This window comes from Rhizobium sp. WSM4643 (assembly GCF_025152745.1).
GTDB classification, from domain to species: Bacteria; Pseudomonadota; Alphaproteobacteria; order Rhizobiales; family Rhizobiaceae; genus Rhizobium; species Rhizobium leguminosarum_I.
On sequence record NZ_CP104040.1, the window covers coordinates 3,774,610 to 3,799,756 of the forward strand.

Annotated in this window: 25 protein-coding genes, 1 tRNA gene and 1 pseudogene; 13 read left to right on the plus strand and 14 right to left on the minus strand. The window is 61.4% G+C overall.

The genetic code is table 11. The annotated features are described in order from the left end of the window. The first annotated feature begins 497 nt into the window (after window positions 1-497). Window positions 498-1,550 (plus strand): threonine aldolase family protein, encoded by a 1,053-nt coding sequence (locus tag N1937_RS18775; protein WP_170259816.1) that lies wholly within the window; start codon window positions 498-500, stop codon window positions 1,548-1,550. A gap of 54 nt (window positions 1,551-1,604) precedes the next feature. Here the strand turns inward: N1937_RS18775 and N1937_RS18780 are convergent, their stop codons facing one another. Further along, a complete protein-coding gene (locus tag N1937_RS18780) occupies window positions 1,605-2,459 on the minus strand; it encodes a LysR substrate-binding domain-containing protein (protein WP_260056727.1) in 855 nt (284 codons plus the stop codon). A 45-nt stretch (window positions 2,460-2,504) separates the two neighbouring features. Between N1937_RS18780 and N1937_RS18785 the strand changes: the two genes are divergently transcribed. Then, a complete protein-coding gene (locus tag N1937_RS18785; protein ID WP_441005651.1) occupies window positions 2,505-3,554 on the plus strand; it encodes a bile acid:sodium symporter family protein in 1,050 nt (349 codons plus the stop codon). 76 nt (window positions 3,555-3,630) lie between these two features. On the opposite strand, the gene N1937_RS18790 is transcribed toward N1937_RS18785, so the two are convergent. Next, window positions 3,631-4,101, minus strand: coding sequence for an Hsp20 family protein (locus N1937_RS18790; RefSeq protein ID WP_017967865.1), 471 nt, complete (start codon window positions 4,099-4,101; stop codon window positions 3,631-3,633). Between the two features lie 407 nt (window positions 4,102-4,508). Between N1937_RS18790 and N1937_RS18795 the strand changes: the two genes are divergently transcribed. Next, window positions 4,509-5,483, plus strand: coding sequence for an alpha/beta fold hydrolase (locus N1937_RS18795; RefSeq protein WP_170277097.1), 975 nt, complete (start codon window positions 4,509-4,511; stop codon window positions 5,481-5,483). 27 nt (window positions 5,484-5,510) lie between these two features. Here the strand turns inward: N1937_RS18795 and hisN are convergent, their stop codons facing one another. Then, the gene (gene hisN, locus N1937_RS18800; RefSeq protein WP_260056729.1) at window positions 5,511-6,284 is read right to left on the minus strand and encodes a histidinol-phosphatase; all 774 of its coding nucleotides are present in this window, start codon (window positions 6,282-6,284) and stop codon (window positions 5,511-5,513) included. A gap of 270 nt (window positions 6,285-6,554) precedes the next feature. Continuing rightward, window positions 6,555-7,436, minus strand: coding sequence for an N-formylglutamate amidohydrolase (locus N1937_RS18805; RefSeq protein ID WP_260056730.1), 882 nt, complete (start codon window positions 7,434-7,436; stop codon window positions 6,555-6,557). Window positions 7,437-7,623: 187 nt separating this feature from the next. On the opposite strand from N1937_RS18805, the gene cpdR1 reads away from it, so the two are divergent. The 5 genes from cpdR1 (at window position 7,624) to N1937_RS18830 (ending at window position 11,063) form a co-directional block, all read left to right on the plus strand. Next, on the plus strand, window positions 7,624-7,986 hold the full coding sequence (gene cpdR1 / locus N1937_RS18810; RefSeq protein WP_003542883.1) for a response regulator CpdR1: 363 nt from the start codon (window positions 7,624-7,626) through the stop codon (window positions 7,984-7,986). Between the two features lie 84 nt (window positions 7,987-8,070). Beyond that, window positions 8,071-8,145: transfer RNA gene (locus N1937_RS18815), tRNA-Val, on the plus strand. A 184-nt stretch (window positions 8,146-8,329) separates the two neighbouring features. Beyond that, window positions 8,330-8,527: a hypothetical protein gene (locus N1937_RS18820; RefSeq protein ID WP_003552742.1), complete on the plus strand. Its 198-nt coding sequence runs from the start codon at window positions 8,330-8,332 to the stop codon at window positions 8,525-8,527. Between the two features lie 557 nt (window positions 8,528-9,084). Next, window positions 9,085-10,125, plus strand: coding sequence for a porin (locus N1937_RS18825; RefSeq protein WP_170277090.1), 1,041 nt, complete (start codon window positions 9,085-9,087; stop codon window positions 10,123-10,125). A 425-nt stretch (window positions 10,126-10,550) separates the two neighbouring features. Continuing rightward, a complete protein-coding gene (locus N1937_RS18830; RefSeq protein WP_017967871.1) occupies window positions 10,551-11,063 on the plus strand; it encodes a hypothetical protein in 513 nt (170 codons plus the stop codon). A gap of 6 nt (window positions 11,064-11,069) precedes the next feature. Here the strand turns inward: N1937_RS18830 and N1937_RS18835 are convergent, their stop codons facing one another. Beyond that, window positions 11,070-11,795, minus strand: coding sequence for a hypothetical protein (locus N1937_RS18835; protein WP_260056731.1), 726 nt, complete (start codon window positions 11,793-11,795; stop codon window positions 11,070-11,072). Window positions 11,796-11,864: 69 nt separating this feature from the next. On the opposite strand from N1937_RS18835, the pseudogene N1937_RS18840 reads away from it, so the two are divergent. Further along, window positions 11,865-12,191 (plus strand): annotated as a pseudogene (locus N1937_RS18840) (MgtC/SapB family protein); the annotation flags it as partial. A gap of 11 nt (window positions 12,192-12,202) precedes the next feature. Here N1937_RS18840 and N1937_RS18845 read toward each other — a convergent pair. Together N1937_RS18845 and N1937_RS18850 are read right to left on the minus strand one after the other, a co-directional pair. Continuing rightward, window positions 12,203-12,379: a hypothetical protein gene (locus tag N1937_RS18845; protein WP_260056732.1), complete on the minus strand. Its 177-nt coding sequence runs from the start codon at window positions 12,377-12,379 to the stop codon at window positions 12,203-12,205. Between the two features lie 61 nt (window positions 12,380-12,440). After that, on the minus strand, window positions 12,441-12,686 hold the full coding sequence (locus N1937_RS18850) for a hypothetical protein (RefSeq protein ID WP_260056733.1): 246 nt from the start codon (window positions 12,684-12,686) through the stop codon (window positions 12,441-12,443). A 355-nt stretch (window positions 12,687-13,041) separates the two neighbouring features. On the opposite strand from N1937_RS18850, the gene N1937_RS18855 reads away from it, so the two are divergent. Then, window positions 13,042-14,133, plus strand: a complete 1,092-nt coding sequence (locus N1937_RS18855) for a DUF475 domain-containing protein (protein ID WP_260056734.1) — start codon at window positions 13,042-13,044, stop codon at window positions 14,131-14,133. A gap of 104 nt (window positions 14,134-14,237) precedes the next feature. Here N1937_RS18855 and N1937_RS18860 read toward each other — a convergent pair whose 3' ends face one another. From N1937_RS18860 to N1937_RS18890, 7 genes are all read right to left on the minus strand, one after another. After that, complete coding sequence (locus N1937_RS18860) at window positions 14,238-14,408, minus strand: hypothetical protein (protein WP_170277084.1); 171 nt, start codon at window positions 14,406-14,408, stop codon at window positions 14,238-14,240. Between the two features lie 222 nt (window positions 14,409-14,630). Further along, on the minus strand, window positions 14,631-16,148 hold the full coding sequence (locus tag N1937_RS18865; protein ID WP_026154542.1) for a tripartite tricarboxylate transporter permease: 1,518 nt from the start codon (window positions 16,146-16,148) through the stop codon (window positions 14,631-14,633). Window positions 16,149-16,236: 88 nt separating this feature from the next. Next, complete coding sequence (locus N1937_RS18870; protein ID WP_017967878.1) at window positions 16,237-16,728, minus strand: tripartite tricarboxylate transporter TctB family protein; 492 nt, start codon at window positions 16,726-16,728, stop codon at window positions 16,237-16,239. After that, on the minus strand, window positions 16,725-17,669 hold the full coding sequence (locus N1937_RS18875) for a Bug family tripartite tricarboxylate transporter substrate binding protein (protein ID WP_017967879.1): 945 nt from the start codon (window positions 17,667-17,669) through the stop codon (window positions 16,725-16,727). Before N1937_RS18875 ends, N1937_RS18870 begins: the two co-directional genes overlap by 4 nt. A 253-nt stretch (window positions 17,670-17,922) precedes the next feature. Then, on the minus strand, window positions 17,923-18,969 hold the full coding sequence (locus N1937_RS18880) for an ABC transporter substrate-binding protein (RefSeq protein ID WP_017967880.1): 1,047 nt from the start codon (window positions 18,967-18,969) through the stop codon (window positions 17,923-17,925). Between the two features lie 88 nt (window positions 18,970-19,057). Then, the gene (locus N1937_RS18885; RefSeq protein ID WP_260056736.1) at window positions 19,058-19,570 is read right to left on the minus strand and encodes a GNAT family N-acetyltransferase; all 513 of its coding nucleotides are present in this window, start codon (window positions 19,568-19,570) and stop codon (window positions 19,058-19,060) included. Between the two features lie 70 nt (window positions 19,571-19,640). Beyond that, entirely contained in the window at window positions 19,641-20,510 is an 870-nt protein-coding gene (locus N1937_RS18890; protein ID WP_260056737.1) for an ornithine carbamoyltransferase, read from the minus strand. A gap of 435 nt (window positions 20,511-20,945) precedes the next feature. On the opposite strand from N1937_RS18890, the gene N1937_RS18895 reads away from it, so the two are divergent. The 3 genes from N1937_RS18895 to N1937_RS18905 all read left to right on the plus strand — a co-directional run bounded on the left by N1937_RS18895 (window position 20,946) and on the right by N1937_RS18905 (window position 25,069). Continuing rightward, entirely contained in the window at window positions 20,946-22,814 is a 1,869-nt protein-coding gene (locus tag N1937_RS18895) for an adenylate/guanylate cyclase domain-containing protein (protein ID WP_260056738.1), read from the plus strand. Window positions 22,815-23,012: 198 nt separating this feature from the next. Beyond that, on the plus strand, window positions 23,013-23,690 hold the full coding sequence (locus tag N1937_RS18900) for a response regulator (RefSeq protein ID WP_260056739.1): 678 nt from the start codon (window positions 23,013-23,015) through the stop codon (window positions 23,688-23,690). After that, a complete protein-coding gene (locus tag N1937_RS18905) occupies window positions 23,687-25,069 on the plus strand; it encodes a sensor histidine kinase (protein ID WP_260056740.1) in 1,383 nt (460 codons plus the stop codon). The genes N1937_RS18900 and N1937_RS18905 overlap by 4 nt, the downstream gene beginning before the upstream one ends. Window positions 25,070-25,147: the final 78 nt, after the last annotated feature.

A 25,147-nucleotide genomic window follows, 5' to 3' on the forward strand; every position in this document is an offset into this window, starting at 1 on the left:
GTCCCGCGCCGCAACCCGAAGATAGGTTCGGCGCATGACAGCGCTGTTGCATTGTGAAGATCGGCCGCAGACATCTGCTTTAAAGGAAAGCAAACCGTCGCGTTCCGCGCCTGCCATTCGCCTCCGCGCGCCACCCCTTAAGGCTTGACGCTCGGAAGAACTATAGCGTGAAAGCCGGTCTGTTCCAGGGCTTTCGGCGCCTCTTCGGTCATAAAGGCCAGAATAGGACAGCAACACTGTCCTAATTCATCAGTTCTATGCCAGAAAGCATTCGGCTCTGCAAGAGCGCTCCGTCAAAAAACGTCAATTTGCGACGGAAGATTGCCTATGTAGCGGCGATGACGAAAGAAAATTACGTTGTAACGAATTATTTTGTTTATTGATTGCGTAGTTCAATTTCCGTGATGTGTCGCCGGCGACAACCTTGATCCTGCGAAGCTTTGGCGTAATGTCCGCTGCGGACTTGCCAACCCCTTCCTTTCCAACGGTTTCCCCACATGTTCTTTGCTTCCGATAACTGGGCCGGCGCCCACAAATCCATTGCCGAACGTCTGCTGACGGAATCGACCGGCTTTGCCGCCGCCTATGGCGCCGGCGATCTCGACAGAAAGGTCGAAGCTCGTTTTTCCGAGATCTTCGAGCGTGAGGTTTCGATCTTCTTCGTCGCCACCGGCACAGCCGCCAACTCGCTGTCGCTGGCAAGCGTCCAGCGCCCCGGCGGCATCACCTTCTGCCATTCGGAAGCCCATGTGATCGAGGATGAATGCGGCGCGCCGGAATTTTTCTCCGGTTCCGCCCGCCTCGTTGCCGTTGACGGCGAAGCCGGAAAGATCGATCCGGCGAAGCTTTCTGAAAAGATCGCAAGCTTTCCCGAGGACGCCGTCCACCACGGCCGCGCCAGCGCCGTGACCATCACCCAGGCGACCGAGATCGGCACCGTCTATTCCTTGCCGGAGATCGGCGAGATCGCCGCCATCGCCAGAAAGCGCAGTCTGCCGCTCCACATGGATGGTGCCCGCTTCGCCAACGCGCTGGTCGCACTTGGCGCCACCCCGGCCGAGATGACCTGGAAGCGTGGCGTCGATATGCTCTCCTTCGGCGGCACCAAGAACGGCTGCTGGTGCGCCGAAGCGATCGTCTTCTTCAATCCGGATCAGGCGCGGGAAATGCCCTTCATCCGCAAGCGCGCCGCCCAGCTCTTCTCCAAGTCGCGTTTCATCGCCGCCCAGTTCGACGCCTATTTCGAAAACGGCCTCTGGCTCGATCTTGCCCGTCATTCGAACGGCATGGCCGACCGGCTGCGCGCCGGCATCGGCACGAGCAATTCCGCCCGCCTCGCCTGGCCGACCGCATCCAACGAAGTCTTTGCCGTCGTCAGCAAAAGTGCCGTAAAAACCGCGGAGGAAAAGGGCGCGAAATTTTACGAATGGCCGGTCCCGGCGGCAACGCCCGAACTCGTTTCCGAAAGCGAAACCCTGATCCGCCTCGTCACCAGCTTCGCGACGACCGAAGCGGATGTCGATGGTTTCCTGAAATGCCTGGCCGCTTGATCGCCGGCGCGAAAGGCTTGCCGGCCCGGCGGGCCTTTCGCTGCCGGCAAGGACTCACGCCGACCTCAGCCCCCTCACCTTCTGCAGAATATCCTCCGACAGGGCCGAGACCAGCGCCTGGTCCGCGCCCTTGCGCGGAACCAGCACGAATTCCACATCCTCCAGCACCGGAAGTCTTCCCGCAGTGATTTCCTTCAGCCCTGAGGGCGCCATGCTGCGCGGCTGCACCAGCACCCCCATCCCGGCCCGGGCCGCTGCCGTCAGCCCGCTCAAGCTGCCGCAGGTACAGACGATCCTCCACGGCACCCCGTTTCGACCGAGCGCTTCGAGCGCGATCACTCGCGTGACGCTCGGCGGCGGAAAGGCGATCAGTGGCAGAGGACCGGAGGCGAGCACGCGCTCTGGATCACGCGCCAGCCAGACGAGCGGCTCGCGATAGACGAGCTTTCCGCGCGCATCGCCGAGCCGGCGCTTGGCGAGCACCAGATCGATCTCGCCATTGTCCTGCATCTCGTAGAGAACGCCGGAAAGCGCCACAGTCAGCTCGAGGTCGACGGAGGGGTGCGAACGAACGAAATCCTCGAGCACCGCCGGCAGCTGACTGGTGACGAAATCTTCCGACACGCCGAGCCGCAGGCTGCCGCGCAGGCTGTTGCTCTTAAACAGCGACTGTATCTGCCCCTCGATCGAAAGCATGGCGCGCGCATGCAACAGCAGCGCCTCGCCATCGCCGGTCAGCATCACCTTATGCGTGTCGCGCGCCAGCAGCTTGCGCCCGAGTGCCGTCTCCAGCCGCTGGATGTGCTGGCTGACGGTCGACTGACCGAGGCCGAGCCTCTCTGCCGCGAGCGTGAAACTGCCCATCTGTTCGACAGCAACGAAACTGCGCAATTGCGAGAGGTCTAGCATGATCCAGTTTCTCGATAACTGTTATTCCTTGCATCCTGGATCATAATGGACGACAGAACAATGATTGTTTTATCACGCCGCGAGATCGCCATGCGCCGCTTTCTGCCCGATACATTCACCATCCTGCTTGTCTGCACCGTCATCCTCGCCTCGCTGCTGCCGGCGCGCGGCACATTCGCGCATTATTTCGGTATCGCCACCGACCTTGCCATCGCGCTGCTGTTTTTCCTGCACGGCGCCCGCCTGTCGCGCGACGTCGTCATATCAGGCCTGCTGCACTGGCGCCTGCATCTCGTCATTCTGCTGACGACCTTCGGCATCTTCCCGCTGCTTGGCATGGCGCTCGGACTGATCCCCGACACGATCCTGCCGCAGCCGCTTTATCTCGGCATCCTCTTCCTCTGCGTGCTGCCCTCGACGGTGCAGTCGTCGATCGCCTTCACCTCGATGGCGGGCGGCAACGTGTCGGCCGCCATCTGCTCGGCCTCGGCATCCAACATCTTCGGCATGTTCCTGACACCGCTGCTCGTCGGCCTGTTGTTTTCCGTCGGCGGCCACGGCGGCTTCTCCTTCGACGCATTAGAGCAGATCCTGCTGCAGTTGCTCGCCCCGTTCATCGTCGGCCAGATTCTGCAGCCCTGGATCGGCGACTGGATTCGCGCCAAGAAGAAGATCCTGATGCCTGTCGACCGCGGCTCGATCCTGATGGTCGTCTATCTCGCCTTCAGCACGGCTGTGGTCGAAGGTCTGTGGCACACCTTCTCGATCGCCGATATCGCCGTCGTCATCGTCGCCGACATGGTTCTGCTGGCAATTGTCCTGGTGCTGACGATGTTCGGCAGCCGTTGGCTGGGCTTCAACAAGGCCGACGAGATCACCATCACCTTCTGCGGCTCGAAGAAGAGCCTTGCAAGCGGCGTGCCGATCGCGAACGTCATCTTCGCCGGCCAGTCGATCGGCGCGATCGTGCTTCCGCTGATGCTGTTCCACCAGATCCAGTTGATGGTCTGCGCCGTCATCGCCCAGAAATACGCCGCCGCCGCGGCCCGCCGCGCAACGGACGAGGAAATCGACGAAGCCGCCAGCCCGGCATGAAGCATGTCGCGCCAAGCGGCAATAGAAAACGGCGCCCCCGATGGAGCGCCGTCCGTTTCATCCGACAAGGATCTGATTAGCCGTTGATGATCTGCGCTTCAATGGCCTTCGGAGCCTCGACCGGTTCTGCAGCAATCGTAATCTTGCGGGGCTTCATGGCCTCGGGAATATTGCGCAGAAGGTCGATGTGCAGCAGGCCGTTCTTCAGCGAAGCAGCGGTCACCTCAACATGGTCGGCAAGCTGGAAGCGGCGCTCGAAGGCACGCTTGGCAATGCCGCGGTAGAGGAATTCGCCGCTTTCGGCAGGTTCCTCGTGCTTTTCACCCTTCACCGACAGGACATGGGCATGGGCTTCGATCGAAAGTTCAGTCTCGTCGAAACCGGCAACGGCCATGGTGATGCGATAGGTGTTTTCACCGGTGCGCTCGATATTATAGGGCGGATAGGTCTGCGCCTGCTCCGGCTGGGCAAGACTGTCGAGCATGGTGAAGAGCCGGTCGAAACCGACGGTCGAACGATAAAGGGGAGAGAAGTCTACGTGACGCATGATGTCCTCCTGTGGAAGCGACGTGTTGCGATGAAATGCCCCTGAAACCCCATCTTTGGCGGCCTCGGGACGGTTGCGCAGGCCCTTTCCGGCACCCGCAGAAAGGAGATGGTGATGGGATTTGACGAGTTCAAGACCTTTCCGGAATCGCCTTGATCGGCCCGTGAACCCCGCATGAACGACCGGTTCGGAGCGCGTTCAGGCGCATTCGCCTAGAAATTTCGGCGTCGGGTGAATCTGGTCCCGATGGCTGAAGTGCATCGTCCCTTCTTCTTCAGTCTCAACTTCGGCCGGCCGAGAGCACCCTCATGCTCCTGCCGGCCCTTTTCCCCCACCGCTTTCCAAGCCGGATGCCATGCGCTATCCCTGAAGGTGGAAGCAGTCAGCAGCGGCGCATTGGCAAAGTCATGGATCAGGTTCTCTATTCGACGCCCGACAATCCCGCTCCGGAAAACCGCACGGAGGGGTTCTTCGAAACCCATGACGGCCACCAACTGCGTTACGCCGTCTTCCGCTCTAGCGGACAGGTTGCCAAGGGCACCGTCGTCATCCTGCACGGCCGAAACGAATATATCGAGAAATATTTTGAGACGATCCGCGACCTGACGGCCAGGGGCCTCTGGGTCGCGACCTTCGATATGCGCGGCCAGGGCGGCTCGCAGCGGCTCCTGAAACGCCGAAACCACGGCCACATCCGCCGCTTCGTCGATTACGAGCGCGATCTCGACACCTTCCTCGAAAAGGTGGTGCTGCCGGATACCCGCCTGCCCTTCTACTTGCTCGCGCATTCCACAGGCGGCCTGATCGCGCTCTCGGCCGCCCCCTATCTCACCACTCGTATCGATCGCATGGTGCTGTCGGCGCCCTTCATCGGCCTTACCGGCCAGGCGGCTTCGCCCCGCGTCATTCGCACCCTTGCCGGCACGCTGAACGCCGTCGGCCTCGGCTTCCTGCCGCTGACCTCGAAACTGAAGGAGCCGGATTTCCGCGACAATCCGCTGACCTCGGACGAGCACCGCTTCGAGCGCAATGTCGCGATGATGAAGGCCCATCCGGAGCTGACACTCGGGCCACCGACAGCCCGCTGGCTGACCGAGGCCTTTCGCACGATGGACCGGGTCACCTCGCCCTACCATCTCTTCTCGATCACCATCCCGACCATCGTCATCGCCCCAACGCGTGACGGTGTCGTGCCCTATACGGCGCAGGAGCGCCTTTCGCGTTATTTCCGCGCCGGCCAGCTGGTGCCGATCAACGGCGCCCGGCACGAGATATTCCAGGAACGGGATATCTACCGCGCCGCCGCCCTTGCGGCCTTCCACGCCTTCATTCCCGGCAGCGATGCCGAAGAAAACCAGGACATTGCTGCCCTCGGTACGTGAGCCGGATCGGCTTTGCCGACCGGGGGATCAGCGCTGCAGGATGGCGATTGCCTGTTCGTAGACCGCCTGGCTGCCGGCGGCGATGATCGAGCCGCCGTTTTCCGGCCGTCCGCCGTCCCAGGTGGTGATGATGCCGCCCGCCCCCTCGATGACGGGAATGATGCCGCCGACATCATAGGGCTTCAGGCTGTTTTCGACGACGAGATCGATATGGCCGGCGGCAAGCAGCGCATAGGCATAGCAGTCGCAGCCGTAGCGGAAGAGCCGTACCTGGCTCTCGATCTCGCGGTATTTCTCCATCTCCTCGCCGGCAAAGAGATGCGGCGAGGTGGTGAACAGGATGGCGTTCGACAGCGCGTCGCACTGGCGCGTCGCCAGCCGCCGTTCGCCCTCCGGCCCGGTATAGATCGAGCCGTTCTGGTCGGCGAAATAACGCTCGCCGGTAAAGGGCTGCTCGATCATGCCCATGATCGCCCTGCCATCCTTCTGCAGGCCGATCAGCGTTCCCCACACCGGCACACCGGATATAAAGGCGCGCGTGCCGTCGATCGGATCGATCACCCAGACATATTCGCGGTCGAGCCCGACATCGCCATGTTCCTCGCCGAGAATGCCGTGGCCGGGGAAATTCTCCTCGATCAGCGCCCGGATGGCGAGTTCGGCCGCCCGGTCGCCCTCCGTTACCGGATCGAAACCGGAGGAAAGCTTGTTCGTGACATCGAGGCCGGAGCGGAAGCGCGGCAGCGTCTCGGCCCGGGCGGCTTCCGCCAGGCGGTTGAAGAACGAACGGTCAGGAAACATGATGGATCCGTTTGGCTGGCGGGAATGGCGCTTTTCATAGCGAAAAGCAACGGGAATGCAATCGCATCGGGCAATTTGGGTTTAATTGCCCAAAGATGTCGCAGCGCAATAAATTGCTTGACATTTGTGCAATGCAATAGTAGCGTCTTCATACAGTCTTCTGACTGTAAATACCCTCCTTGGGTGTTTCCTCCCTAGACTTAGCCGCGCTCACAAGCGCGGTTTTTTTTAGCCGGCGAAGGCCACACGTCAGTAAAATCGAAAAAAGATCTATTCGGCGGCCAGCGCCCGATCGCCGGCGAATTTCTCGACGTAGTCCGCCATCTGCTGCATGAAGTCCGTGACGGCATTGGCCACCGCGGCGAAATCCTCGTGTTTCTCCAGCGTCAGCTCGTCGACATAGATCGCCCGATTCACCTCGATCTGCAGCGCGTGCAGGCCGCGCGAAGGCCTGCCGTAATGTTCGGTGATGAAGCCGCCGGCATAAGGCTTGTTGCGGATCGCCGCAAAACCCATTTCCTCGAGGATGGCGATGGCCGCGCGCGAAAGCTCGGCCGAAGCGCTGGTGCCGTAGCGATCACCAATGATGAAATCAGGTCGCGAAGTGCTGCCGGCGACCCGCACATTGCCGGGCATCGAATGGCAGTCGATCAGCACGCCGAAGCCGAACTGCACATGCGTTCGCGCAATCAGCCGGCGCAGCGCCGCATGATAGGGCTTGTAGACGGCTTCGACGCGGTCGAGCCCCTCCTGCACCGGCAGGCGCCGCGCATAGATCTCCATGTTCTCGGCGACGATGCGCGGAATGGTGCCGAGCCCGCCGGCGACCCTGAGCGAATTGACGTTGGCATAGGGCGGCAGCAGCCCGTCGAACATCCGCGGATCGAGCTCGTAGGGCTCGCGATTGACGTCGAGATAGGCGCGCGGGAAGTTGGCCGCCAGGAGTGGCGCGCCGAGTGCGACGGCCGAGCCGAAGAGCTCGTCGACATAGTGATCCTCGGAACGGCGGATGGCGATCCCCTCCAGCCTGGACTGGGCAATAAATTCCGGTGGATAAATACGGCCGCTATGGGGGGAGTTGTAGACGAAGGGAATGGTCTGCGACACGGGCTCATGGACCTCAAAAAGCTCGTATTCGCGTATTTCCGGCACTTTCGGCCCTCTTTACCATGTCATGAACTGACTGCTTTGCCCATGTTGCCAGTTGCCCGGCCGCAAGTCCATACTATGTAGAAGGGATGGCGGTCAGGCACAGGCAATTCACCGGTTGTTTACCGGGTAAAGACTAGTGTAAACGGCTGGTAGCCCACCAAAAACTTATGGATCGCGGTCTGGATTGATGACTCAGAAGATACTTCTCGCCGAAGACGATAACGACATGCGCCGCTTCCTGGTGAAAGCGCTCGAAAAGGCCGGCTACAAGGTCCTTTCCTACGACAATGGCGCCAGCGCCTATGACCGGCTGCGCGAGGAGCCGTTTTCCCTGCTGCTGACCGATATCGTCATGCCCGAGATGGATGGCATCGAGCTGGCGCGCCGCGCCACCGAACTCGACCCCGACCTGAAGGTAATGTTCATCACCGGTTTTGCCGCCGTGGCGCTGAACCCTGATTCGAAGGCGCCGAAGGATGCCAAGGTCCTTTCCAAGCCTTTCCACCTGCGCGACCTCGTCGATGAGGTCAACAAAATGCTTGCCGCATAAGGCGTGACGAGCGGCGCGTCACAAAACTGAAAAAAGCCTATTGACGGCTCCAAAGGTTTTGTGATCTATGCGCCGCCATCGGATGGGCGTGTAGCTCAGCGGGAGAGCACTACGTTGACATCGTAGGGGTCACAGGTTCAATCCCTGTCACGCCCACCATCCGATCTCCCTGACATTGTTGATAAATCCCCCCTTGGGGATTTTTTGATTCCTGAGCCTGGCACGTGCTCCAGATCCAGCACATTGCGGAGCGAGGGCTTGAGTGTGATTGGTCCGCGCCATGATCCGGGCCGGGGTTTCAATGGCTGTGGGATGGCCCCACACGTGGGAAATAGGGGGACGTATGACGCAAAGGACGCGGACACGTAAAGCAATATCCATAATCCTCGGCCTCACCCTGGTTGGGGCTGGCTTCTTCGGTTTCGGTTATATGCTGTTTCATGTCGTCGAACCCATTAGCATCAAGCTTTGGCTGATACCGATCACCATTTTCGCGGCCGGGGCAGCAATCCTCTGGGACGATTTCAAAAATCCCGAGTGAGACAATTGCTCTCCCCATTCGACGCCTGAGCGGCCGCCGGCAAGCTGGTGAAAAAGGCGAATAGAGCAATTCCAGCAAAAGTGCGTGCCAGATCTTCTTCGCTTCTCGCCGAGGCGACATTCGTCGATCACGGCCAGTGAGAACCCGTGGCCCGAAATCCACATGTCCTGGCAAACCATGGCGGTTGTCGGCTCTTTGCCGTTTCGTGCAATTGCAGTGACGGCGCGTTCGCACATGAGGACATGCTCACGCGATCATCAATTGTATACCGCGACCGAAGTTCAGCCCCTCGTTGCTCACGCATCCTGAGGCGCGGTTTTGTGACGGATAGATGACGAGTTTATGACAAAATACGTGTGATTTCAGCAACATAGCTGTGTCAGCCTGCTGTCACAATCGACAATGTCGTTGCAGTGCAACATCCCCTATGTAACTTCCGCGGCGAGGCAGGCACCGAGCCAAAAAGGTGCCGCTTCGGTCACACGGGGTGAAGACACGTAGGGACTGCCGATGGCAACGGTCTTCATCCTTTCTGCATCTGAACTGGAGGTTATTCCATGAACATCAAGAGCCTTCTTCTCGGCTCCGCTGCTGCGCTTGCAGCAGTATCCGGCGCTCAGGCTGCTGACGCTATCGTTGCTGCCGAGCCGGAACCGGTTGAATATGTTCGCGTCTGCGACGCTTACGGCACCGGCTACTTCTATATCCCGGGCACCGAAACCTGCCTCAAGATCAACGGTTACATCCGTTTCCAGGTTGACGTTGCTCCGCACGCCAGCTCGATCGGCGCTGCCGGCGGTGGTTCTGTCCCCAACGACTCGGACTGGGATGCCCGCACGCGTGGCCAGGTCCAGTTCACGGCCAAGAGCGACACCGAATATGGTCCGCTGACCGGCGTTATCGTCATGCAGTTCAATGCTGACAACGCTACGGCCCAGAAGGCCCAGCTGGACTCCGCATACCTCGACATCGCCGGTTTCCGCGCCGGTCTGTTCTACAGCTGGTGGGACGATGGCCTCTCCGGCGAAACGGACGATATCGGTTCGCCGGTAACGCTGCATAACTCGATCCGTTATCAGTACGAAACCAGCGACTTCTATGCTGGCATCAGCGTCGACGAACTGGAAGACAGCCCGTTCTATCATGGCGAAACCGCTAACAACTTCGGCGTTGCAGTCGGTCTCGGCGGCAAGGCTGGTGCCTTCAGCTACCAGATCACTGCCGGTTACGACACCGACAACGAAGAAGGTGCCGTCCGCGCAATGGGTACGGTTGCTGTCGGTCCGGGCACGCTCGGCCTCGCAGTTGTCTACGCGACCAACCCGAACGCCTACTACAACAAGGCTGAATGGGCGGTCGCTGCTGAATACGCCATCAAGGCGACTGACAAGCTGAAGATTACCCCGGCTGTTCAGTACTACGGCGACTACGGCGTCACTGCCGGCGAGTTCAACGACGGCGATGCCTGGAAGGCCGGCGTGACGATCGACTACCAGATCGTCGAGAACCTCTCCACGAAGATTTCGGTTCAGTACCTCGATCCGGAAGATGCTGACGACGTCACCTCGGGCTTCTTCCGCCTGCAGCGCGCATTCTGATAAAGGGCTGCCGGCTGGAACAGGATGATTTTAGGCCGGGTCGGCCTAAAATCTGAATCCTGTTCTAATTATCCGGCAGCTACAAATTCCTGATCTGACTGACCTCCGATCGGGAACGAATGGGCCTGGACTTCCCTGCCTGGGCCCATTCCCCTTGACCAGACATGCATCCAAAACGGCACGCTCGATCAGTGCCTTGTCCCTGTCGTGTCACATCGGTTCGTTGGCGATGTCCGGCAGCCTATGCCATTGCTGGATCTTGCAACCGGCAAGCTCAACCAACTTTTCACTCATCTGCCGCCGATCGCCGAGTCAGCCTGGCGGCCGGTGAAATTTTTGTGCTTCAGGAATAGCGGAGCCAAATTCGGACACAGAACCATGCCATGGCGGACCGAGGGTGAGGTCGTGATTCGCCTCGCCACGACATGGGGTTTGAGATCGAAATGAAGTTATCCGTGCTTGCCGCTGCCGCAATTTTTTCCGCTGCCCTCGCCTTGCCGGCCTCTGCCGCGCCGGCCGCACCTGCCGAGACCTTTCCCGGTGCGCCCGGCGTCATTACGCTTTCCGGCAAATGCGCCAAGCTGGTCGTCGCCAAATTCGACGCCACCAAGGGCTGCAAGAACGAGCTTGCCAGCGTCACGCTGGCCAATGGCTTGGTGACCTTCATCTTCACTTCAGACGGCAAGGCGCTCGGCTTCCAGGGCGACGGCAGCGGCATCAAGCCCGCCTCCAACGGCAATGCCCGCCTGCCGCTCAGCCTCGTCACCACCGGTGTCGGCAACAAGATGACCGGAGAGGTCAAGGTCGCCGGCTTCTGCACCTTCGGCAATCCCTATGCCGGCCAGCCGATCGCGATCGAATGCACCGCCGAAAGCAAGGATTCTTCCTTCACTGGCAGCTTCCGCACCGGCGGCAAGCTGGTGAAGAAGGGTAAGTAGCCGCTCTCAGGCGCACCAGGCGCTGCCGACAGCCCCTGGCTTGCGTGCCAGTCCCTCATTGATCAGCTGCGCGCCGAAAGAGCGCCCGTCGCGCGAGACGACGCGCGGCGCGCCAGAGGGCTCGCTCTTGCCCGCGGCATTCATGGTGAAGGGCCCGGCGTTCAGAAGCGCCAGCAGCCGCGACTTGGCGGCGAAGGCCACCCGGCGCTCGCCGTCACAGCGCGCCTGATCGACTACGGGGCTTGCCATGTCGGCAATCACGATCTTCTCGCCCTTGTACCAGAAGACACCACCGTCGCCGACGCAATTGATATGCGCGCCCTGCCCGCAATAGCCGAAGGCGACCGCCCCGGTTTCCGAAACGGCAGGCAAGGCCGGGGACGGCACTGCCTTTATCGGTTGGATCATCGGCGTCGGGATCGCGGCTGGCGGCAGCGGCTGCGACTGAGGCACCGACGCTGCGGTTTTGGGCGTGGGGGCGGCAAGCGCCACCTGCTTCGGCGGCACGTCCTTCCTAACGACGGGCCTCGGCTCCGCCGTTTCCGGCGTGATCGACGGCGATTGCCTTGCAAGCATCGGCTGGATGCTCTTCCAATGGTCGTGGGCGACGATGCCGCCGAACGCGGCAATGCCGATCACCGCCCAGGGCAGCAATCCGCCACCGCTGCTGCGCGCTTTGCTCTTTCCTCTGGCTGGCGCCTTGCGGCGGCCGCGTGTCGCTGTCTTGGCCATCTGTCCGATTCCCGTGAGGCCGGGATTATCGCTGCCCAATCCTTTCCGAAAGGTTGGCGCGGCGACAGGATGATGCATGGTTGGCCGATCTTTCCCTCCAATAACATGGAAGCGCCGAGGTGCATCGCTGGGGCCAGTGCGGCTGCTGAAACGCATGAGGGGAAAAAGCTGAACAAATTCCACGCCCAGATTTTGGCCAGCGAAAAATTCCTCTATTCTGAGGAAAAATCCATGGATCTCATCATCGCCGACTTGATACCGGCGTCGCTCATCCACTATCCCGTCATCTTCGCTCGCCTCTTCGGCGCCCTCGTCTTCGGCGGGCTGATCGGCTTCGAGCGTGAGGCACGCGACTGCCCGGCATCATGCCGGGCGCTAATGTCGCTAACGCCAGCGCGACTGGTTGGTTATTCGGAGCGTGTGGCCGAAGGATCGTTTTTCCCAACCGATGCCGTGCCGGCAATGCACGAGAGCGGCTTCTGGCGTTTGCCGATATTGATGCGCTCGTCCGCCGCCTCGCGGACAGCCTGCCATTCATTTTCGTGCCGGATGAAGATCTCGCGGGGCACAAATTTGATCGTCATATGTTTCTCATCCTGTTTCAAATCTAGCGTCAGCGCGCCAAAGAGGCGTCCGGAACAGCCGTTATTTCTTGGTCTCTGCATTGGCTTGCACGCCGGGGGCCTTAATGTCGGGACCACCCTTGGAAAGATCGGCACCGGTAACATGGGCGGGCACGTGAATGTCGTGATAGACGCCGGGCGTCAGCGTCAGATCGACTTGATGCGGCGGCAGCACCTGCGCCTTCTGCATGCGGTTTGGCTTCGCCCGCTTCATGCGGTCGGACGCCTCCGTGCGTTTATCGGGAACATGGGTCGAAGTGTGCATCATCGGCCTCCTCTTTTAAGCTCAACCAGAGCCTAACGGGCAGGCATCAGGATGGTTCCAAAAAAAATCACCCAATCCCGGTGTGCTGAGCGGCCTTGACTGGCCCGCGAAGTTCATTACCTAGAGCCTGTCCCGCAGCCTTCCAGACATCGGCTGACGGGGGAACTTTGGTGCCGGGCCCCTCTGGCGAGAGTTTTTACGGCGCTCTCGTGATGTCGGTACCGCCTGCAGCTTAGCCGGCGGATTTTTCATCAATGAACAGACTCACCATGCCTGACCCGCATGCCCGTTGTGGCATCTCGCGTTTTTCCAATATTTCAGCCCGCTTCAATGCGATTTGCGGTCGCGAGGTGCGGCCATGAACCAGCCCGTGACCCATAAATCTTCGCTCAGCTATTTCCGCTGGGCTTTCATCGTTACTGCCCTCGGCCTCGTTCTCGGCACCATGCTGGGCTGGCAGACGACCGGCACGATCGGCGGCATGGCGACCGTCTTCTTCATCTGCACAGTGCTTGCCGTGCTGGAGATATCGCTTTCCTTCGACAATGCCATCGTCAACGCCAACAAGCTGAAGGAGATGACGCCGGTCTGGCAGAAGCGCTTCCTCACCTGGGGCATCATCATCGCCGTCTTCGGCATGCGCATCGTCTTCCCGCTGGCAATCGTCGCGATCGCGGCCCAGATCGGTCCCTGGGATGCTCTGGTGCTTGCCGCACGGGAGCCGGCCGAATATGCCCGCATCATGAACGACGCGCATCTGCCGATCGCAGCCTTCGGGGGCACCTTCCTGATGATGGTCGGCCTCAACTACTTCTTCAATCACGAGAAGCAGGTGCACTGGATCGGCGGACTTGAAAAGATGATGGCGCGTTCGGCCACCATCAAGGGCATCGAGATCGCCTTCGTGCTGGCGCTGATGCTGGTTTTTTCCTGGCAGATCGGTGGCGAGGAAGCCACCGTCTTCGTCCATTGCGCCATCTATGGCCTGCTCACCTTCCTCGCGGTCGAGGTGGTCGGCGGGCTGCTCGATGCCTCGCAGCAGACGATGAGCGCTGCCGCCAAGGGCGGCCTCGGCGCCTTCATCTATCTGGAGGTGCTGGATGCCAGTTTCTCCTTCGACGGCGTCATCGGCGCCTTTGCGCTGACGCAGAACCTCTTCGTCATCGCAATCGGCCTCGGCATCGGCGCCATGTATGTACGCTCGATGACGATCATGCTGGTGGAGAAGGGAACGCTTGCCGAATATCGCTATCTCGAACATGGCGCCTTCTACGCCATCCTGATCCTCTCGGTGATCATGTATGCGCAGACCCTGGTCCACATCCCCGAGGTTATCACCGGGCTCGGCGGCGCGGCCTTGATCGGCCTGTCCCTTTGGTCGTCCATCCGCCACAACAGGCGCGAAAAGGTGGAGGATCACGACGCCCAGCGGAAAGAGCTTCAAGCCTGACGTCGGGTGTCACAGGGCGTCGCGCTGTTGCACCCGTTGGGATAAAAATAAAGCCCGCGACCATCCGGTTGCGGGCTAATTCATTCATGCATGACTTGAAGGTCTTAGCGGGTGACGTGCTCGAAGGAGGCCGGGTCGATGCCGAGCCTCGTGAGATCGTTAGCGCGCGGGCGGCGACCTGCTTCGACAGCAGCGCTGACGGCGTTTGCAGCCCCAAGGACGGCAAATGCGCGGCCAAAGAAACCCGTGCGGATTGAATTGCGGAGTGCGGACATTGTCCTTTCCTCTTGCTCAATGATTGACTACTCGCAGATGGCATCGCGCATACACATCAACAATGCTCAGAAAATCACCGCAGCCATGCAAAAACAGGAGGCCGGCGCATGTCTCCATGGCCGGCCTCAAGGCGGGGGTGGGTGGTCTTTTTCTTGCTCTAACACTTTGAAATCTGCGCCTCGCGCTTTCCGAAAATCGATTCCGATTTTCGGGCCGATGCGCTAGTCTTCGTTTGCCGCCAGTTGCGAGAGCACCTGTCCCCTGCCGCGCAGCCGCAGGATCAACGGGATGAGGAAGGCGGCGGCTGCAACGATGAGCAGGCCCGCCGCGATCGGCGACATCACCAGCGTCGTGACGTCGCCCTGACTGATCGCCAGCGCCCGGCGCAGCTGCTGTTCGGCAAGCGGGCCGAGGATCAGGCCGACGACGGCTGGCGCGATCGGATAGCCGAACAGCCGCATCACATAACCGAGCACACCGAAGGCGAGCAGCATGCCAAGTTCGAACACCGACGGATTGGCGCCGATTGTCCCGAGCGTCGCAAACAGCAGGATGCCCGCATAGAGCCATGGCTTCGGAATGGTCAGCAGCTTTACCCAGAGCCCGATCATCGGCAGGTTCAACACCAAGAGCATCGCATTGGCGATGAGCAGGCTGGCGATCAGCCCCCAGACGAGCTGCGGATTGGTGGCAAACAGCAGCGGTCCCGGCTGCAGCCCGTATTGCTGGAAGCCGGCAAGCATGATCGCCGCCGTCGCCGTCGTCGGCAGGCCGAGCGTCAGAAGCGGCACTAATGTGCCGGCGGCCGAGGCGTTGTTCGCCGCCTCGGGGCCGGCCACGCCTTCGATCGCGCCATGGCCGAACTCTTCCGGGTTCTTCGCCAGCCGCTTTTCGGTTGCATAGGAGAGGAAGGTGCCGATTTCAGCGCCGCCCGCCGGCATCGCGCCGATCGGAAAACCGATCAGCGTGCCCCGCAGCCACGGCTTCCACGAGCGCGCCCAGTCCTCAGCGGTCATCCAGAGCGAACCCTTGACCGCCTCGATCTTCTCCGCGACCCGGTTGCCCTGCGCGGCGATATAAAGCGTTTCGCCGATCGCAAACATCGCCACAGCCAGCGTCGTCACCTCGACACCATCGAGCAGGTCGGGGATGCCGAAGGAAAGCCTGGCCTGCCCTGTCTGCTGGTCGATGCCGACCATCGCGAGCGCGAAACCGATGAACAGCGAGGTCAGGCCCCGCAAGGCGGAGTCGCCAAACGCCGAAGAGACGGTGACGAAGGCAAGCACCATCAGCGCGAAATATTCGCGCGGCCCGAAGACCAGCGCCAGCTTGACGATGTAAGGCGCGATGAAGGCAAGCCCGAGCGTGGCGATCAGCCCGGCGACGAAGGAGCCGATCGCCGCTGTCGCCAGCGCCGGTCCGCCGCGCCCGGCGCGCGCCATCTTGTTGCCCTCGAGCGCGGTGACGATCGAGGCGCTTTCGCCCGGCGTATTGAGCAGGATCGAGGTCGTCGAACCGCCATACATGCCGCCGTAATAGATGCCGGCGAACATGATCAGCGAGCCGCCGGGATCAAGCTTGTAGGTGACGGGCAGCAGCAGCGCCACGGTGAGTGCCGGGCCGATGCCGGGAAGCACGCCGACGGCGGTGCCGAGCGTCACGCCGACCAGCGCATAAACCAGGTTCATCGGCTGCATCGCAACCAGGATACCCTGCCATAGGAATTCGAATGTGTTCATCTTGGTGTCCCAAGCAGCGTTCCCGACCATCCGATTTCGGGGTCAAGCGCCGCGCAAAATCAAAAGAGCTGACAGCGCGTCGGCGCGGTCAGAAGAACAGATGTTCGAGCGGGCCGGCCGGCAGCGTCAGTTGCAGCAGCTGCGAGAAGATCGCCCAGACGACGAAGCTGATGACGATGCCAAGCGGCAGCGAGATCCAGAGCTTACGCTTGCCGAAGCCGCGTGCCGTCAGCGCGAAGAGTATGCCGGTCGCGATCGAGAAGCCGGCGACGCGCAAAAGCAGCATCTGGCCGGCAAGACCGGCGACGATCCAGATGACGGGTGCGACTTCCTGCCGGTCACGTTCGGGAAAATCGCCGCGCCAGGCTTCGAAGGCGGTCCAGATCCCGAGACAGAAGAGCCCGAACGCCACCACTTGAGGCACTGTCGCAGGACCGATGCGGTCGTACTGCGCGATCGTTTTCAGATGCAAGGCATCCCAGGCCATCACGCCGGCGACGACGAAGAGGAAAACGGCAATGATGAACGCCGCCCAATCAGGGCGGCGTATCGTTGCCGAGGAGGTGTTATCCTCGCTCATTGAACAAGTCCGATGTCTTTGAGAATGCCTTCAGTGGCCGAGACATCCTTTTCGAGCTGCGCCTTGAAGGCATCGCCGGACAGATAGGTGTCGGCCCAGCCCTTGGTCTTCAGGGTTTCCTGCCAGGTGGCGGAGGTATGCAGCTTCTCGAAATCGGCGGTGACGCTTGCCACCTGCTCTGCCGACAGGCCGGGGGCCGCGGCGACCATGCGCCAGTTCTGAATGGTGACGTCGGTGCCGGCTTCCTTCAGTGTTGGGGCATCGACGCCGTCGATGCGCTTATCGCTGGAGACGGCGAGAAGACGGAGCGTGCCTGACTTCACCTGCGATTCGAACTCGCTATAGCTCGAGACGCCGGCCGTGACCTGGCCGCCGAGAATGGCGGCGAGCGCTTCACCGCCGCCGGAGAAGGCGACATAGTTGATCTTGGTCGGATCGACGCCGGAAGCCTTGGCGATCAAGCCGACGGTGATATGGTCGGTGCCGCCGGCCGAACCGCCACCCCAGGAAACCGAACCCGGATCCTTCTTCAGCGCCGCGACCAGATCAGCCATGGTTTTGATCTCGGATGCAGCGGGAACGACGACGGCCTCATATTCGCCGGTCAGGCGGGCAATCGGCGTGACATCCTTGAGCGTCACCGGCGACTTGTTGGTGAGGATCGCGCCGACCATGACATAGCCGCCGACGATCAGCGAATTCGGGTTGCCGGCAGCCTGGCTGCTGAACTGCGCAAGGCCTATGGTGCCGCCGGCGCCGGGAACGTTCTGGACCTGCACGTTGCCGGAGATCTTCTCCTGCTGCAGCGCGGTCTGCAGCGAACGGGCCGTCTGGTCCCAGCCGCCGCCGGGAGCGGCCGGCGCGATGATGGTGTAGTCGGCCGCATAGGCCGGCAGCGCGATGGTCGCTGCAAAAAGGGTTGCAATGAACGTATGCTTCACGATGTGTCCTCCGTCGGCGGCTGAGCAGACCGCCTGTTATTCTCAAGGGAATCGGAAGGAATGGCCGGCCAGCGGACGCAAGGATCCTGAATGACGAGCGGAATACCTCCCAAGGCTTCAGCTCTCCGCCTCCACGGAGAAGAAGTAGCCAAGGCGACCACAACAACCTGTCATTTAGCTGACATCGGTGAGATATCCAGGAGGACAGGACACTTTTTTGCCGTAATTGGCAGTGCCGGTCCAAATCCCGCCTTCACTGCGTCCGCAGAACCTCGTTCCAGTGCGCGATCAGCCGCGCCCGCTTCACCTGGTCGAGATAGACCATCAGCCCGGGGCTGACAGGCACCGGCCGCAGTTGGGCACCGAGCAGTTCTTGCAGCGTATTGGCGGTATTTTCCCCTGCCACCTCGGGGCTGACGGCTGGGATCTGCAGCTCGCGCGCCATGATCGTCTGCCCTTCCCGCGACATGAAGAAGGTGAGGTAACGCCGACCGAGCTCCGGCTCGGCCGCCGCCTGCGGCACCAGCCCGATCCGCGACATCACCACGGTATAATCCTTCGGCAGCACGATGCCGACATCGGGATGGCGCGAGGCCCAGTCGGCCGCATAGGAGCCAAGAATATTGTAGCCGAGCACGAAGCGCCCGTCGGCAACGCGTTCGAGGATCGCCGAACTCGTCGAATAAAGCTTGACGCCGGCAGCGCCCATCGCCCCGATCACCGACCAGATGTCGCCGAACTGCTCCTGGTCGCGCGCCATGAAAAGAAAGCCGACGCCGGAGCGCTCGATATCGTAGGTACCGATCCGCCCATGAACATCGTTGCCCTTGCGCTTCAGATAATCGACGAATTCAGCCCGAGAGCTCGGCACCGGCTCATGCGCGAAGCTCGGCTTGTGATAGACGAACACCGCCGGCTCGAAGGTGAGCGCATAGGCGGTGTTACGCCAGTTCGCCCATTTCGGCCATGGCGCACTCATCGGCAGGTTGCTGACCTGCGCATAGCCGTCGTTGGAAAGCTTCACCTGCAGGTCCATCGCCGAGGAAAAGGCGAAGTCCGCCGTCTTCTTGCCGGCATCCGTCTCCCGGACGATCCGGTCGTAGATGTCGCCGGTCAGCATGTCCTCGTATTTGACCGCGACGTCGGGATTGGCCGCCTGAAAACCCCGGATCATCGGCCGCGCCAACGGTTCGTCGAGCGAGGAATAAACCGTCAGCACCGGCGCATCGGCATTGCCCGATTTTGCCGGATAGAAGGCCTGATCCGCCAGGGCAAAACCCGGCCAGAACGCCAGCAGCAAGATGAAAACTCTCCTCATGCAGCAACAATGCCTGAGCGCGCCGGGAGGAGCAAGGCGCGGCCGAGGCGGCACGCGGTGCGTGACGGGATCACAGTTCCCGCTCGAAGAAGAGCAGGATCTGCTGGAGCTCCGGCGGAACCGGATAATAAGCATCCCGCTCCCGGAAGCCGAGGCGGCGATAGAGCCCCTGCGCTGCCGTCTGAAAAATGCCGGTATCAAGCCGCATCGAGTGATAGCCGTCAGCTCTCGCCTGGGCGATCGATGCCTCGCAGAGCGCGACGGCAACACCACGACCGCGAGCGGCGGCCGAGACGAAAAGCCTTTTCATCTCGGCAATGTCAGGCGCCTGCGCGTGATGCATGACGCAGCCGACAGGCTCTCCATCGATCCGCGCCAGGAAGATCGCGCCCTTCGGCCTTGCGTGAATCTGCGGCAGGTCGACGAGCAGCGCCTCGAATTTTTGCGGATTGTAATAGAGATCGATCACTGGCCGATGCTGGGGGTAATTGTCATAGAGCCATTGCCGGAATGATCGGCAGAGGCCCCGTACGGCGATCATCTCCGTCTCGCTGTCAGCGAGTTCGACCGTTAGTCCCACCATCTGTCAAACCTCCCGATCCCTCGCCGATTTTATCATGAACATTCTGCGCAGTGGAGATCGAAGGCCAGAACTAGGCGAGGATCCACTCCATCAACGCATTCTGCGCGTGCAGCAGAAAGGCCTTGGCGGCGCGACTTTGGCAAAGCGGATGCTCCATCGCCCCAGCCGTCACCTCCTGGCCGCGCGTAACCGGCGGGCACGGCAGGAAGATCGCATCCTCCCGCAAACGATCGAGCACGTCGGTCCCAATCCGGTAGCCGGCGAGCGCCTCCCCCGCGACGTCACTCGGCCATGAATCGGTGATGACGACCTCGGCATCCGGTAGCTCGCCCATGTCGGTGCTCGCGCGGAAGCGCCCATTGAGCAACGCGCTGTCTCGGACGTGCCAGCGTTCGGGATAGACTTGGACCACCTCGATCGGCAGCGCAATCGACGCTTCGACCCAGGAGCGGAAGATATTCGCGTCCGCCGCCACGCCGGCTACCTTCAACCCGTCGATCGAGCCGCGCCGGCTCTTGATATAGGCAAGGTCGCCAAGCGTCTCGCAGGGGTGGTTGGAGCGTGCGCGCGCATTGATGACAGGCACCGGCGAGGCTGCGGCCACCGCCTTCAACGTCGCAAATTCCTTCGTGCGGATCACCACCATGTCGAACCAGTTGCCAAGATAACCCGAGAGATCGCCGGTGTCCTCCCTGGCATTGAAGCCGATCGGCACGTGCACGCAGATACCGCCCATCGCCTGGATGCCGAGATCGAAGGCGGTCGTATTGCGCCAGCCGCCATCATCGACAATCAGCGCGACGCGTTTGCCCGCAAGGCTCTGCGGCATCGTGCGCTCATCCCAGGCTTTGGCAAGCTCACCGGCGCGCGCGATGATCGACCGAAGCCCAGCCTCCGGAATATCACGAAACTCCAGAAAATTCCGGATCGAACCTGTCATTCAAAATCCCCGACGCGCATGAAATGTCGCCACAATAACCGGCACCGGTCTCACGGCAACGGTTGAGGCAAGCGCAAATCACCATTTCATCCGGTATTGATTCCCTCGCGATTCGTCTTAGAGGCTATGCCTCTAGCTCCGGCTCAAGCCTTAAATCCATCGCCGATCGGTTTTATGATGCCGATACAGAAAATGTCGGCCAAAGCAGAACATCCAGTTTTTCTCCGATGTGAATTGTCTTTTCATCACAAAGGATTAGGGATCGGCTCGATCCTTCACCCATTTAGAGTATTGATGAAGATCGACGGGGTTTATACGGTCCGCTGCCGCGCAAAGACGTCGAAACCGCCCGAATTTCTTATTCGGGGGACGACTCCAAGCGACAAAAACTCTATAAAAAGCTGGATTAAACTGAGAAGATCCATGGGAGGGGTCATGGAACGACGACTGAGCGCTATTCTTGCTGCTGATGTCGTCGGCTACAGCCGACTGATGGGCATTGATGAATCCGGCACGTTGCAGGCGCTGAACCGCCATCGCTGCGAGTTGGTCGACATCCGCATTTCCGATTACAAGGGCCGGATCGTCAAACTCACCGGCGACGGCATCCTTGCCGAATTCCAGAGTGTGGTGAATGCGGTCGCCTGTGCCGCCGAAATCCAGCGCAGCATGGCGGCCCGCAACGAGAACGTGCCCAAAGACGAGCGCGTCGAATTCCGCATCGGCATCAATCTCGGCGACGTCGTGGTCGAGAACGGCGACATATTCGGAGATGGGGTCAATCTCGCCGCCAGGCTCGAGCGCATCGCAACGCCGGGCGGCATCGCCGTGTCGGCCTCGGTGCGCGACCAGGTCGGCTCGCGCCTCAATCTCGGCTTCGAATTCATCGGCGAACATATGCTGAAGAACATCCGGCAGCCCGTTCAGGTCTATACCGTCAGCTTGGCACCGCCTTCCTCCGCCAGATTGGTCGCACAGAACCGCAACACCTGCTTTATCGCGGTGCTGCCTTTCACCAATATGAGCGGCGATGTCGACCAGGATTATTTCTCCGACGGCATCACCGAAGACATCATCACCGATCTCTCCAAAATCTCTAGCCTGCACGTCGTGCCGCGCAATACCATCTTCACCTACAAGGGCATATCGGTGAAGGTGAAGCGGCTGGCTCAGGAGCTTGGCGTGCGCTACGTGCTCGAGGGAAGTGTGCGCATCGTCGGCAATCGCGTGCGCATTTCCGGTCAGTTGATCGACACCGCTAATGGCGACCATCTCTGGGCCGAGCGTTACGACCGCGACATGACCGACATCTTCGCCATCCAGGACGAGATCACCCATGCGATCGTCGGCCAGCTGAAGGTGCGCCTGCTGCCGGAAGAGAAGAAGGCGATCGCGACTGAGCCGACCGCCAATGTCGAGGCCTATACCTACTATCTCAGGGGCCGCCAGCTCTCCCACACCTGGACCAAATCTTATCTGCAGCTCGCAAGGCGCATGTTCTGCAAGGCGGTCGAGCTCGATCCGGATTATGCCCGCGCCTATGCCGGCATCGCCGATTGCGACGCGGCGATCCGCGATTGGGCGCCTGATGACGTGCCGCTGAGGCGCATCCTCGACATGAGCGCCCGTGCCCTGGCGTTAGATCCTGACCTTCCCGAAGCCCACGCCTCCCATGGTCTCGCCCTGCATCAGAGCGGCTACGACGATAGGGCGGCGGCAGCCTTCGAACGTGCCCTGGCGCTCGACCCGAACCTCTTCGAAGCAAATTTCCACTATGCCCGGTTCTTCTTCATGCACGGCAACTTCGCCGAATCCGTGCAATATTTTACCCGCGCCGCCGCAATCCGTCCGGATGATTACGTCTCGCCGATCCATCTGATGTCCGCCTACCGCTCGCTCGGCCGGGTGCTGGATACGGAAAACTGGGCGCGCCTCGGCCTGCTGCGCGCCGAACGCGCCCTGAACCTCAATCCGGAGAATTCTGGCCCCGCCCATCGCGGCGCGCTGGCGCTTGCCCATCTCGGTGACGCGGCAAGGGCACGCGACTGGGCCGATCGCGCGATCGCCATCGATCCTGATGACATCGTCGCGCAGTATAATCTCGCCTGCGTCTACTCCGTCCTGGGCGACGTCGACCAAGCGATTGATCTGCTGCAGAAGCTGCTGCCGAACAGCTCCGTTTACCATATCAAATGGTTCGACAATGATTCCGACCTCGACAACATCCGCGACGATCCCCGCTTCCAGAAACTCCTCACCGCCGCGATGACACAGCGCGAGCGGATCGAAAGAACCGGGAGCTGAGGTCGAGCTTTGCCGGCCGTTCACCGGCGCATCGGCCCGAAAATCGGAAACGATTTTCGGAAAGCACGATGCGTCGATTCAAAGTGTTACAGCGTCCTTTGCGCGTCTGAAGGACGCGCGGCGCTGTAGGCTTCAAAATCGCTGTGACATCGCTCCGCCACCTCTGTAATCTCCTTTGAAAAACAGGGGGAAATATCCGTGCGCATCCTGCTCACCGAAGACAATATCGCGCTGGCCGATGGCCTGTCGGCGATCTTGCGCGGCACGGGCCATGCTGTCGATGTCGTCCATGACGGGGCGTCTGCCAATGCGGTCATCGCAGCGGAAAATTTCGATCTGGTGATCCTCGACCTCAACTTGCCGGAGATGGACGGGCTCGATGTGCTACGCGCCATGCGCGCCCGGCAGAACCAGGCAGCCGTCCTCATCCTGACCGCGCGCGGCACGCCGGAAGAGCGGGTGAAGGGGCTCGATCTCGGCGCCGACGACTATCTGATCAAGCCCTTCGACATCGCCGAATTCGAGGCCCGTGTGCGCGTGCTGCTGCGCCGCCAGGCCGGATTGCGCTCGGCGACTGTCAGCTTCGGCGGCATCTCCTTCGATCTCAATTCCCGCACCTTTTCATCGGGCGCCACGCCCCTCGACATTCCCGCCCGCGAGCTCGGCCTGCTCGAAATCCTCTTCATGCGGGCCGGCAAGGTCGTCGCCAAGGAGGCGATCATTCAATCGCTGACGGCCTTCGATGACGACATTTCCGCAAACGCCATCGAGCAATATGTCAGCCGCCTGCGAAAGCGCCTCTCGCCGCGCGGACTGACCGTGAAGACTGCGCGCGGCATCGGCTATTATCTCGACAAGCTGCCCGAGGCCTCATGAAAGCCGCCTATTCCCTCAGACGCCGGCTGCTCTTCTGGCTGCTGGTCTCGACAGCCGTCATCGGCACGCTGGCACTCGCCGATACCTATCGCGAGGCGGTCCAGACCTCGAATATCGTCTCCGACCGCGTGCTCGCCGGTTCCGCGCTGGCGATCGCCGAGCGCGTCGTCGTCGCCGAGGACGGCTCGCTGCAGGTCGATATCCCCTATGTCGCACTCGAGATGCTCACCTCGGCCGCGCAGGATCGCGTCTTCTACCGCGTCGACGGCCCGCCGGGCCAATTTATCACCGGCTACCAGTCCTTGCCGGTGCTGAAGAAGATGCCGGGCGATGCCGCCACCTTCGCCGACGACACCTTCCGCGGCGAACCGATCCGCGTCGCCACACTCGAGCGCTCGGCCTCGACGGGCATCCGCTCCGTGCCCTTCGTGGTGACGGTGGCCGAAACCACCATCGCCCGCCGGCAGTTGGCGCAGGCGATCCTCGTCCGCTCCGCACTCCGTCTCGCCTTCATGATCGCGGGCGCGGCCGTCATCGTCTGGATCTCGGTCACGGTGGCTCTGCGCCCGCTCTACAAGCTCGGCGACGCCATTGGCGAACGCAGCCCCGATGATCTGCATCCGATTAAGCAGACCGTGCCGAGCGAGGTCGAGCCGCTGGTCGATACGGTGAATTCCTTTATGGTCCGCCTGCAATCGGCGCTCGATGCGCTCCGCCATTTCACCGGCAATGCCAGCCACCAGTTGCGCACGCCGCTGGCGATCATCCGCACTCAGCTTGCCCTTTCCGCCCGCGCCGGCTCGCTCGATGAGGCCCAGGCGGCAGCACTGAAGGGAGACCAGGCGGTCGCACATGCCGAACGCATCCTCGCCCAGCTTCTCCTGATGGCCAAGATCGACGCCGCCACCGCCAAGGAGGCGCTGACCGCTTCCGCCATCGATCTTGCCGCCGTCGCTCAAGAAATCACCGGCGAGCAGATCCCGACGGCCGCCGTCGCCGGCATCGATCTCGGTTTCGAAGGCGAGAGCCCGGCGATGGTCCGCGCCGAACCGCTGCTGATCGGCGAAATGCTGCGCAACCTTGCCGGCAATGCCATCGCCTATGCCGGCAAGGGAGCTGAGGTCACCGTGCGGATCATCGCCGCGTCAGAGACAATCCGCCTCGAAGTCGAGGACAATGGCCCCGGCATTCCGCGCGAGAAGCTGGAAGCAGTGCGCCGGCGTTTTTCGCGCGGCAATGATTCCGGTGCGCCCGGTGCCGGCCTCGGCCTGCCGATCGTCGAAGAAATCGCCAATCTTTTCAATGCCGCGCTGACGCTGGAGCCGGGCACCGGCGGCAAGGGCCTGAAGGCGACGGTTACCTTTGCCAAGGCGGCGTAAAAGCTGCCTGCCTTTCCGCCTTGCTTTCTTTCGCTGCATTGCACACACTGATTTTCGGGAACAGCAAGCCGCACGACG